The sequence below is a fragment of the Tepidimonas charontis genome (assembly GCF_007556685.1).
Taxonomy (GTDB): Bacteria; Pseudomonadota; Gammaproteobacteria; order Burkholderiales; family Burkholderiaceae_C; genus Tepidimonas; species Tepidimonas charontis.
Genome location: NZ_VJON01000060.1, coordinates 1 through 10,683, shown reverse-complemented (window position 1 = coordinate 10,683; position 10,683 = coordinate 1). Strand labels below are relative to the sequence as shown.

The window sequence follows — 10,683 nt, the reverse complement described above, 5'->3', positions numbered from 1 at the left end:
CACCTTGAGCCGCTCGATCTCCCGCTCGCTCATCTCGATGCGCTTGTCCACCCAGCCCTCCGCTTCCAGACCAACAAGCGGACATTTCTACTTTGCCGGAAGCGGACATTACTATCTTGCTTCTACAGTCTGTCGAGGCCCTCGCTCACGGCAAGCCGCTGATCGCTTCACCAGAGGGCGCGGTGGGCATCGACGAGCCGGAGAAGAGAGGTGTCATCATCGCCCGCAGTCGCGGCGAGTTTATCGATGCCATATTGCGACTGGCAAATAACCCCGAGGAGTGTGAATCACTGGCACACCAGGCTCTGGCTGCTGCCCAGAAACAGTTTAGCCATGAGGTCAGTTTTGCTCCGCTGATGGCATTTGTACGGAGCCTCTAATGAACAGAGTGAATCGGATTATAGTTACAGGTGATATTTTTAGGGTAGGCGCGAACGTTAAAGACATTAACCCGCAGAGGGTAAATATCGAATGGTTATTCCAGCTGATACGCCCCTCTCTGCAAATGATCGTTGGTCTGCCAATACAGCCGCTTCATTACACAGGCGGGCAAAACTGCCTTGCCACCAAGGTTTATAGAGCCCATGGTCTCGATCGATCATTCGCAACCTGGGTTTCGTTTTATCAACGGATCCCTACAGCCCGCGATTTGGCAATGCTTGAGGCCGAGTTTTGCGGTGCGTTAGTCATTGGGTTTGAATTGCCCGAGTTCACTCGGCAAGCTATGGACACGCTTGATATACCTTATGTCGATTTCACCATCCATCCCGTGCGCTTTATGGACGACCTGATTTTTGGCGTTCGCTCCAATATCGTCGGTCTTGCCGAGGCATTACAGGAATGGGTGGTCAGTGAAGATACAATCCGTATCCAAGCAGGTTTGGCTCGGGCAACTCTGGTGCGCTTGCCGCCAGTGCAACAATGCATTGGCGTGGAGAATGCAGCCCTATTCTGTGGACAAACCACAGATGACAAAGTATTGATCCGTAACGGTCGGTTGATGCTGGCTGAAGACTTCCTCTCACAGATTAACGAGATGTGCAGTCGGCATGAGCGCGTTTTTATAAAGCCGCATCCGTATTCGCCCAACAATCCAGTGATCTTGACCTTAACGCGCCTATTCCCGAACACCGAAGTAGTAGATGCCAATTTCTATCACTTGCTTGTTCAAGAAGGGATAACGCATGTTTACAGTATTACGTCCAGCACATCGGTAGAGGCAGCTTATTTTGACAAGCATGGACGACATTTTGCAAGCTACCCTTACGTATTTACAGACTTTACCGCTAGTGGGGGAGCCTATCTGACGATCGATTCAGAGATTTACAGTCCCAAGTTCTGGGCACAGATCATTAGCTTGCTTAATATCCCATGTTCTCGACTCCCTTTGACCGCAGTAAATAAAGTGCCTAGTCGGATACGACGCAGTCTTCGGTCGTTCTGGGGTGCGGATATCTTCGAAAGGAGCTGAGAATGGCAGTACCATATACCAACCCCGGTGACGCCCTACAGCTCTATACGCGCGTAGAAAAGGTACCTGGTTATTTCAATTATGATGATGCGCAGCATTTTCAATTAGTGCTCAGGATGCAATCATTGATGGGAATCACGGGCGATCTGCTTGAAATCGGCTGTTGGAAGGGTCGGTCGGCTCTATTTATGTCATTTTTCGTTCAGCCTAGAGAGAGGTTAATTATTTCTGACGTTTTCTCCCAGCCGGCAAATGATGTTTACTCTGAGTATCCTAGTGTTGACGAAGTTAAAAAAAATCTAGAAATGAATCCTAACATAGCTTCATCACAGTTGCTGTTTCTGGAAGGCAATAGCGCTAATCTACAATTACCCCCCGATGTGAAACTGCGGTTTGCGCATATTGATGGAGGACACTCTTTTCAAGAGTGCTACCGTGATTTGATTACTATTACTCCGCGAATGATCCTCAATGGCGTCGTTGTTATCGACGATTATGACCATCCAGACTGGCCGGAGGTAAAACTAGCGGCAGATACGTGGTTGAAGAAGTATTCGCAGTTTCGCGTCCTTGGCGAACTTAATCGAAATGTAGCGAAAGGTAAAAAGATTTATTTAATCAATATAGCTTCGAGTAACCAATGATCCTCGATCGACTGTCCCTATTTCGTCTGGTAGGCATGACTTTAGCTACCTTATTAACTGGCTGTTCCACATCCCCATCTTGGCTCCCCTCATCCGGCCCCAGCGTGGCGCAGGTGGTGGAGCAGGAGAAGGTGGTCTCACCGATTCCAGTGGTCGATGTGAACGATGCGGTGGCGCGCCGTGTATTGGCCGCGCAGCGGGCTGATTCTTTCGCTGAATCGTTTTCAGCTAAGGCGCCGCCGGGTTATGTGGTCGGAGCCGGTGACGTGCTGGAGGTTTCGGTGTGGGAGGCACCGCCGGCTGCCCTGTTCGGGGCGACGGTAGTTGATGCCCGCGCTGGTCAGACTTCGACTCGCCAGACGACGTTCCCCGAGCAGATCGTGAATGTCGATGGCGTCATCAATGTGCCCTTCGCCGGCGCGGTGTCCGTGGTGGGCAGAACGCCGCAACAGATCGAGGCAGAGATTGTGCGCAAATTGGCAGGCAAGGCGAACCAGCCCCAGGTGCTGGTGCGGGTGATCCGCAATGCGACCTCGAATGTGACTGTGGTGGGCGAGGTGGCCGCGAGCACGCGTATGCCGTTGACTGCAAAGGGAGAGCGCTTGCTGGATGCTTTAGCAGCTGCAGGTGGCGTGCGTCATCCGGTGAACAAGGTCACGGTGCAGCTAAGCCGTGGCGGCAAGGTGCTTTCCATGCCACTAGAGCGGGTGATTCAGGATCCGCGGCAGAATGTATACCTGCAACCCGGCGACGTAGTGACGGTTTCTTTCCAGTCACTGAGCTTTACCGCGTTGGGGGCGACAGGCAGGAACGAGGAGATCAACTTCGAGGCAACAGGGCTGACGCTCGCTCAGGCGTTGGGACGCATGGCTGGTTTGCGTGATGCGCAGGCGGATCCGCGCGGAGTGTTCATTTTCCGCTTCGAGGAGCCGGAAGTGGTGAAGTCAGAGGGTCGGCCCATGCCTCAGACCCCGGAAGGTAAAGTGCCGGTGGTGTATCGGGTGGATCTGAAAGATCCGCGCGCTTTCCTCGTCGCGCAGAACTTTCCAATGAAGGACAAGGACGTGGTGTATGTGGCCAACGCGCCAGCGGCCGAGTTGCAGAAGTTCCTGAACATCCTCACCTCATCGCTCTACTCGGTGAGCGGCTTGGTCAATCTGGGCAGATGATTCCGGAGGTCCAACGGACATGACAGCGACGGCCACTCCGAAGCATGCATGTCGCCAGTCCGTTCCCTCTCCCCCAACCCCTCCCCCCGAGGGGGAGGGGCGCCTCGAGGTCGCTGGCGCGACTTTCGCGCTATGTCATCGATTCGTCGGGCCAGGGCCGCCTTACGGGCGACCTCACGACTGCACTTTGTGATAAAACGAAGTTCAACTTCTTTTTATCACTGAGTCCGCGTCGCCCGTGGTAGGATGCCGGCATGATCGAGCGCGACATCACCAACGAGTTGAAGCTGTCTGCCGCCGAATATCCGGTGGTGACGATCCTGGGGCCGCGCCAATCGGGCAAGACGACGCTGGCGCGCATGACTTTCCCCGACAAGCCTTGGGTGTCGCTGGAAGACCCGGATGTGCGCATGGCGGCGGAGGCCGACCCGCGCGGATTTCTGGGGCAGTACCCTGAAGGGGTGATCCTCGATGAGGTTCAGCGGCTGCCCTCGCTGCTGTCCTATCTTCAAGCAATCGGCGATCGGCAGGGCGGCAAGGGGCGCTTCATCCTTACCGGCAGTCATCAGCCCCGCTTGCACGAGGCGGTGAGCCAGTCGCTGGCAGGTCGTACAGCGGTGTTGACGCTGTGGCCGTTTTCATTGCACGAGTTGCGTCATTACACGCCCACCCTGGACGCATTCGATCTCATCGTGCGCGGCTGCTATCCGCGGGTGTATGAGGAGAAGCTCGACCCGCGGCGTTTCTATAACGGCTATCTGCAAACCTGTGTCGAGCGCGATGTGCGCGCGCTGATTCAATTGCGCGATCTGTCGGCGTTCCAGAAATTCCTCGTCCTGCTGGCCGGGCGCATCGGACAGATCGTGAACATGGCCTCGCTCGCGAACGATGTGGGGGTGTCGGCCAACACCCTGCGCCAGTGGTTGTCCGTGCTCAAGGCGTCTTATCTGGTGTTCGAGTTGCCGCCCTGGTTCGAAAACATTGGCAAGCGGGTGATCAAGTCACCGAAGCTCTATTTCGCCGATGTGGGGCTGGCGGCCTTTCTGCTGGGCATCCACACCGCGGAACAGGCCAGCCGTGACCCGCTGCGCAGCAATCTGTACGAAAACCTGATCGTTGCCGATGTGCTGAAGCGGCTATGCAATGCCGGCCAGCGCCCCGAGATGTTTTTCTATCGCGACACGCATGGCAACGAGGTGGATCTATTGATTCGCCAGGGGCGGCAATGGATGTCGGTGGAGATCAAATCGGCCAGCACTTTTTCCATGGATTTCCTCAAGGGAATTGAGCGGTTTAAGCGGGCTGCAGGTGAGCAAGCCGTGGGCGATGGGGTTGTGCTGTTCAATGGCGAGCAAATCCATACGGTACAAGGGGTGCGCGTAGTGAATCCCTTGCGGGAAACGGGGTGGTTGGTGTGTTGATCGATGTCACCCGCCTGCTGGACCGCGCCTTGCAAGGCAGGCGGCCAACCGGGGTCGATCGTGTCGGGTTGGCTTATGTTGGGCATTTTCGCTGGCGAGCCCATGCACTGGTGCGTTTCGCCGGGCGCTGGCTGGTGTTTGGGGCAGCGGATTCGCGGCAGCTTTTCGAGTGGCTGCTTGCCCCCGACGCCCGGCAGGCCAGCCGGATTCGCTGGCTGGTCGGCCGAGCGTACGCACTGAATTGGCGGCATCCAACGCCTGGCAGCATCCTGATCAATACCGGCCACAGCGGGCTTGATGGCGCGGATTATGCCGAGCGCGTCCGGCGTTACGGGCTGCGGCCGCTCTATTTTCTGCACGACCTGATTCCGTTGAGCTTTCCGGAATATGCGCGACCGGGCGAGGCGGAAAAGCATCACAGGCGCTTGCGGACGATGCTTTCGACCGGGCGAGGCCTGGTCGTCAATTCGGATGCCACGGGCAAGGAGCTCGAAGCGTATGCGGCGCGCCTTGGCGCCATCGTGCCGCCGTGGATGGCCGCTCATTTGGCCACGCCCGGCTTTCCACCGCCGGCATCTCAAAGGCCGCTATCCGAACCGTATTTCGTCGTGCTCGGCACGATCGAGCCGCGCAAGAATCATTTGCTTTTGCTCAAGCTGTGGCGAAGGCTCGTTGCGGAGCAAGGCGAGCGAGCGCCGCGTCTGGTGGTGATCGGCCAGCGCGGCTGGGAGTGCGAGCAGGTGGTGGATATGCTGGAGCGGTGCGAGGCATTGAAAGGCTTTGTCATCGAGATGCCCGGCTGCGACGATGCGGCCCTGGCGACCTGGCTGCATCACGCGCAGGCGCTGTTGTTTCCCTCGTTTGCCGAGGGCTATGGCATTCCGCTGGTGGAGGCCTTATCGCTCGGCACACCCGTTATCGGCAGCGATTTGCCGGTGTTCCGTGAGCTGGCGGACGATATTCCTGAGTATCTCGATCCGCTGGACGGCATGGGCTGGCGACAGGCCATTCTGGATTACGCGATGGACACTAGCCCGCGCCGGGAGGCGCAAAAGGCGCGCATGGCGGCTTGGCGGGCGCCGGGATGGGACGCGCATTTTGAGCGGGTCGAGGCGTTCATGGCGCGCTGTTTCGGCTAGGTCATGTCTGAGCCCATCGTTTACGCCCTGGGTTTTTCGCGCTGGAAACGTAGGCCGCTGCGCCTGTGTTTTCCGCAAAACGAGGTCTGTTTCGTTGCGCGTTTGAACCATGTGCCGGACGGTGCGGTGCTTGCTGTATGGGGAATGCGCCCTGTGCCGGAGGCGGATGAGCGAGGCATTTCGGTGGTGCGCGTCGAGGATGGCTTTCTGCGTTCGGTGGGGTTGGGGGCGGATCTGATCCGGCCGCTTTCCTGGGTGGTGGATCGCCGCGGGATATATTTCGATGCCCGGCAACCGTCCGATCTCGAAATGCTGCTGGCCGAGACGGTGTTTTCAAATGAGCTGCTGCAACGGGCCGCCGCCTTGCGCGAGCGGATCGTGGAGGCAGGGTTGACGAAGTACAACGTGGGCGCTGCAAGGTGGCGCCGACCCGCGGGTTTGGCGCGGGTGATCCTCGTCCCCGGCCAGGTGGAAAGCGACGCGTCGATCGTATGTGGCGCGCCGGGCATCAACACCAATCTAGGTTTATTGCAGGCTGTACGGATGGCCAACCCGGATGCTTACGTGATGTACAAACCGCATCCCGATGTGGTGGCGGGCCTGCGTAAACAGGGAAGGGGGGAGGATGACGCAGTACGCTGGTGCGATGAAGTCGTGGTGGATGTTTCGATGGGGGAGTTGTTGCGCGAGGTGGATGAAGTGCATTGTCTGACCTCGCTGGCCGGTTTCGAGGCCCTTCTGCGCGGCAAGAAGGTGACCTGCTACGGTCAGCCGTTTTATGCGGGCTGGGGTCTGACGACGGACTGCGTGCCTGTTGCGCGCCGGACTCGGAAACTTACACTCGATGAACTGGTGGCCGGGGCGCTGATTCTTTATCCACGCTACGTGAGCCGGCGGCGGAATGAACTCATATCCCCCGAGGAGGCGCTGGATGAACTGGCCGAATGGCGAGCGCGAAACGGGGGAAATACGGCCTGGTGGCGCAAGGCGTTTCGGGTGGTGCTGCGGCGTGTGGTGGGGGTAAGGTGAAACGCTCGTTTCTCTTCCTGCAAGGTCCCGCCACCCCATTTTTTGCCCGCCTGGCGGATCGTTTGGCGAGCGAAGGCCATGCCGTGCACCGTATCCATTTCTGCGCTGGCGATGCACTGTACTGGGGCGCTCGATCCGCCAGCTGGTTTCGGGGGGATGTGGGTTTACTGCGGGATGTTCTCGACGAGCACTACCAGCGCTACGGCATTACCGATCAAATCCTGTTCGGCGATCGGCGTCCGGTGCATCGGCCGGCCGTTGCGCACGGCGAAGTTTGCGGCGTGCGCACGCATGTGTTCGAGGAGGGGTATTTCCGGCCGTATTGGGTCACGCTCGAACGCGAAGGGGTCAATGGCCATTCGCTGTTGCCGCGCGATCCGGAATGGTTTTGGGAGGTGGGCGCGCGCCTGCCCGAGCCAGCGCAGCCGGTGGCGTTTCATTCACCCTTTTTCAACCGGGCGTTGCACGATGTGGCCTATCACGTCGCCGGTTTGGCCAATCCGCTGCTTTTCCCGCGTTACCGCACCCATGCGGGGGTGACGGCGGCAGTCGAGTATGCAGGTTATCTCCGACGCTTCGCCAGGCTGCGTTTGATCCGCAAGCGTGAGCAGCAACGTGCGTTGTCGATCGCTTCATCCGGCATCCCTTACTACCTGCTGCCGCTCCAGCTCAACACGGATGCCCAGATTCGCGACCATTCGCGCTTTACGCACATGGGCGAGGTGATCGAGTATGTGCTGGAGTCCTTTGCGCACCATGCGTCGCCGGAGGCGAAAATCGTGATCAAGAACCATCCGCTCGATGCGGGGCTGATGGATTATGGGCGCATCATCCGGGATGCCGAGCGGCGTTTCGATCTCCGCGGGCGGGTGGAGTACCTGGAGGATGGCGATCTGGTGGCGCTGGTGGCCAATGCCCGCGGGGTGGTGACCGTCAACAGCACGGTAGGACTCGTCGCGCTGGAGCATGGTAGGCCGACGCTGACCTTAAGCGATCCGATCTATAACCTGCCGGGGTTGACCTGTCAGTTGTCATTGGATGCGTTTTGGCAAAACGGCGTGCCACCTGAGCTTGAGCTCTTTGCACGATTCCGGCGCTGCGTGATGCACGCGACGCAGATCAACGGTGGGTTCTATTGCCCGACGGGCATGGCGCTTGCGGTGGAGAACAGTGTGCGCGTTCTGACTGCGGAACGTTCACCTCTGGAGACGCTGCTGTGACCGGGCCGTTGCGCGTGCTCATCACCGGCGCGACGAGCGCGATCGGCTCGGCTTTGGCGAAGGCTTATGCCCGGCCGGGGGTGATGCTCCACCTGCACGGCCGCAATGAACCCCGCTTGTCGGACGTTGCCGCTGTATGTCGCGCGCAGGGTGCGGAAGTGCGCACGCAGCAACTCGACCTGCGGGATTTTTCCGCCTTGCACGACTGGCTGGAGGCCCTGGGGGCCTTGGATCTGGTGATTGTCAATGCTGGCATGAATACGCATATCGGCCCCAACGGCGAGCCGGAGCCATGGGACGAGGTGGATGCCTTGCTGGACGTGAATCTGAAGGCCGCGATGGTGACCGTGCAAGCGGTATTGCCGGCGATGCGGGCACGCGGCAGGGGGCAGATTGCCTTGGTCAGCTCGCTGGCGGGGTATTTCGGCCTGCCCGTGACGCCCGCGTATTGCGCCAGCAAGGCGGGCCTGAAGGCCTATGGCGAGGCATTGCGCGGCTGGCTGGCGCCGGAGGGCATCAAGGTCAACGTGATCATGCCGGGCTATGTCGCCTCGCCCATGTGCGAGGCCATGCCGGGGCCGAAGCCGTTTCTGTGGACGCCGGAGCGCGCGGCCAGGGCGATCCGGCGCGGCTTGGAGCGGGACAAGGCGCGCATCAGCTTTCCGTTTCCGCTGAACTGGGGTACCTGGTGGCTGGCTGTGCTCCCTGCCGATCTTTCGACCCGCATCGTGCGCTGGCTGGGGTTTTCTCGTCATGCTGATTGATGCTGCATTTGTTGCGGTGCTTGCCGCATCGCTGGCCGGGCTGGCCTTATCGGTGGCGATCGAACGCCTGATGACACCGACCCCGCCGCTCGCACGGCCTTGGGCGGCCTGGGCTGTGCACGGCGGCTTGTGGATGTTGGCCCATGCCGCATTGACTTTGGTGCTGGGACGCCCCTGGTTCGCCGCCGCCGCTCTGTCGGCCTTTCTGCTGATGCTGGTGCTGGTGAGCAACGCCAAGGTCAAGACATTGCGCGAGCCCTTCGTGTTCCAGGATTACGAGTATTTCACCGATGCAATCCGCCATCCGCGTCTTTACATCCCGTTTCTGGGTTGGTGGAAGTTCCTCGGCGCGGCGGGCGGGGTGGCGCTGGCGGTGGCGGTCGGGCTGTGGGGCGAGGCGGTGCCGGATGAGCGTTTGGCCTGGTCAGGGCAGTTGGGCGGCATCGCCATGGTGTTTACCATCGGCCTGTTGTCGTTATGGGTGGGCAACGCGGCCAGGTTGCCGGTGTGCTTCGAGCCGGACAGGGATCTTCTTGCCTTAGGGTTTTTGCCTTTTCTCTGGCGCTATGCCCAGGAGGAGAGGAGGCCGCTGGCGGCCGCTTCCCCTTTCGATGGCCTGCCTCTTGAGCGTCCGCAAGGCGACTTGCCGCATCTGGTGGCGGTGCAAAGCGAATCGTTCTTCGACCCACGATCGCTGTATCCGGGCATTCGTCCCGATGTGCTGGCCGAGTTCGACCGCCTGAGAGCCGATGCCGTGGCCCACGGCAAGTTGAAGGTGCCCGCCTGGGGCGCCAATACGGTGCGCACCGAGTTCGCCTTTCTAACCGCGGTCGGCGAAGACAAGCTGGGTGTGCATCGCTTTAACCCCTATCGCGCCATGGCCGCCGGCTGCCATGTGCCTTCGCTGGCGTCTTACCTGAAGCGACTGGGCTATCGCACGGTCTGCATCCATCCTTACCCCGCGAGCTTCTACCAGCGCGACCGCGTTTATCCGCGCCTGGGTTTCGACGAGTTTCTAGATATTCGCGCCTTTGACGACACGATGCGTTTCGGCCCTTACATCGGCGATGCCGCCGTGGCCGACAAGGTTTTCGCGCTCCTGCGTGAAGCCTCAGGCCCTGTGTTCGTCTTTATCATTACGATGGAAAACCACGGGCCGCTACACCTAGAACGAGTGGCCCCTGCCGATGTCGAAGCGTTGTATTCCGTCCCGCCACCAGTTGGCTGCGACGATCTGACTATTTACCTGCGTCACTTGTGTAACGCAGATCAGATGATTGCGAAACTCCGTCAGGCGCTTGAACAATGCGAACGACCAGCCAGCCTGTGCTGGTTCGGCGATCATGTGCCGATTATGCCTTCGGTGTATGAGACTTTAGGCGCACCCGATGGAGAGGTCGAGTTTGTTATTTGGAATAATAACCAAAACCATGTGCACCCCTGCACTTTAGATTTAGTAGCAAATGATTTGCCGATGGTATGGCTACATGTCATGTCCCGGATGATAGTATAGATCCTAAGCGTCGCGGGTACGTGTGGGGGAAAGAGGTTTTAGGCGCGCTGATAGCGGAACTGACGCGGCAGATGAAGGAGGTGTGAAGATGCAAATATCCCTACACAAGATGGCGCGAACGACCCCAGCCGTGCGCGCCGAGATCGCGGCGAGCAAAGAGCCTGTGGCCAAGCTGGCCCGGCGTTTCAATGTCACGGAGGCGACGGTGCGCAAATGGCGTCAGCGCGACGACTTTCTCGATCGTTCGCACACACCGCACCGCCTGCAGACGAGGCTGACTGCGGCGCAGGAGGCGGTCGTTGTCGAGCTGCGC

General features: G+C 59.3%; 10 protein-coding genes and 1 pseudogene. All 11 read left to right on the top strand.

The genetic code is table 11. The annotated features are described in order from the left end of the window. Positions 1–92: 92 nt before the first annotated feature. Positions 93–380 (top strand): glycosyltransferase, encoded by a 288-nt coding sequence (locus tag Tchar_RS12670; RefSeq protein WP_161595534.1) that lies wholly within the window; start codon positions 93–95, stop codon positions 378–380. 8 nt (positions 381–388) lie between these two features. Next, positions 389–1,471 carry a hypothetical protein gene (locus Tchar_RS12665; RefSeq protein WP_236640463.1) on the top strand — a complete coding sequence of 361 codons (1,083 nt, stop codon included), beginning with the start codon at positions 389–391 and terminating at the stop codon, positions 1,469–1,471. Between the two features lie 2 nt (positions 1,472–1,473). Then, positions 1,474–2,115, top strand: coding sequence for a class I SAM-dependent methyltransferase (locus Tchar_RS12660; RefSeq protein WP_144329356.1), 642 nt, complete (start codon positions 1,474–1,476; stop codon positions 2,113–2,115). Further along, positions 2,112–3,284 carry a polysaccharide biosynthesis/export family protein gene (locus Tchar_RS12655; protein WP_201739369.1) on the top strand — a complete coding sequence of 391 codons (1,173 nt, stop codon included), beginning with the start codon at positions 2,112–2,114 and terminating at the stop codon, positions 3,282–3,284. The genes Tchar_RS12660 and Tchar_RS12655 overlap by 4 nt, the downstream gene beginning before the upstream one ends. A gap of 254 nt (positions 3,285–3,538) precedes the next feature. Beyond that, positions 3,539–4,705, top strand: coding sequence for an ATP-binding protein (locus Tchar_RS12650; RefSeq protein ID WP_144329355.1), 1,167 nt, complete (start codon positions 3,539–3,541; stop codon positions 4,703–4,705). Next, entirely contained in the window at positions 4,699–5,844 is a 1,146-nt protein-coding gene (locus Tchar_RS12645) for a glycosyltransferase family 4 protein (RefSeq protein ID WP_328592048.1), read from the top strand. The genes Tchar_RS12650 and Tchar_RS12645 overlap by 7 nt, the downstream gene beginning before the upstream one ends. A 3-nt stretch (positions 5,845–5,847) precedes the next feature. Next, the gene (locus tag Tchar_RS12640) at positions 5,848–6,873 is read left to right on the top strand and encodes a capsular polysaccharide export protein, LipB/KpsS family (RefSeq protein WP_144329353.1); all 1,026 of its coding nucleotides are present in this window, start codon (positions 5,848–5,850) and stop codon (positions 6,871–6,873) included. Then, a complete protein-coding gene (locus tag Tchar_RS12635; RefSeq protein WP_201739368.1) occupies positions 6,870–8,093 on the top strand; it encodes a capsule biosynthesis protein in 1,224 nt (407 codons plus the stop codon). Before Tchar_RS12640 ends, Tchar_RS12635 begins: the two co-directional genes overlap by 4 nt. A 14-nt stretch (positions 8,094–8,107) precedes the next feature. Beyond that, a complete protein-coding gene (locus Tchar_RS12630) occupies positions 8,108–8,857 on the top strand; it encodes an SDR family NAD(P)-dependent oxidoreductase (RefSeq protein ID WP_201739370.1) in 750 nt (249 codons plus the stop codon). Next, entirely contained in the window at positions 8,847–10,370 is a 1,524-nt protein-coding gene (locus tag Tchar_RS12625) for an LTA synthase family protein (protein ID WP_144329351.1), read from the top strand. The genes Tchar_RS12630 and Tchar_RS12625 overlap by 11 nt, the downstream gene beginning before the upstream one ends. An 88-nt stretch (positions 10,371–10,458) precedes the next feature. Then, a pseudogene (locus Tchar_RS12620) lies at positions 10,459–10,683 on the top strand (IS481 family transposase); the annotation flags it as partial.